Origin of the sequence: Microbacterium maritypicum MF109, from assembly GCF_000455825.1 — a bacterium.
GTDB classification, from domain to species: Bacteria; Actinomycetota; Actinomycetes; order Actinomycetales; family Microbacteriaceae; genus Microbacterium; species Microbacterium maritypicum_A.
In genome coordinates, this window is record NZ_ATAO01000011.1 from 1 (window position 1) to 385 (window position 385).

Consider the following 385-nt stretch of genomic DNA (forward strand, 5'->3'; position numbering starts at 1 on the left):
GCGTCGACACCGCGCACGGGCCGCTCTTCGCCGACCACATCGTGCTCGCGACGGGCACCCCGATCACCGACCGAGGTCTGTACTTCGCCAAGACGCGGGGGCTCCGGTCGTACTGCGTGTCCTTCCGCGTGCCGGACGGCGTTCCGGAGGGGACGTTCCTCTCGGTCGACGGACCGACGCGCTCCATCCGCCCGGTGACCGTCGCGGACGGCCCCGGTGGCGGCGCCCGACTGATCGTGGGCGGCAACGGGCACCCGGTCGGCCGATCCGGCGGCGAGAGAGCCGCGGTGGAGGACCTCGTCGCCTGGACGCAGCTGCACTTCCCCGGCGCGGAGGAGACGCACCGCTGGTCGGCGCAGGACTACGAGTCGCACGACCTGATCCC

At 73.2% G+C, this 385-nt stretch carries 1 pseudogene; it reads left to right on the forward strand.

Annotated features, from left to right (window positions below):
• Window positions 1–385 (forward strand): annotated as a pseudogene (locus L687_RS0120635) (FAD-dependent oxidoreductase); the annotation flags it as partial.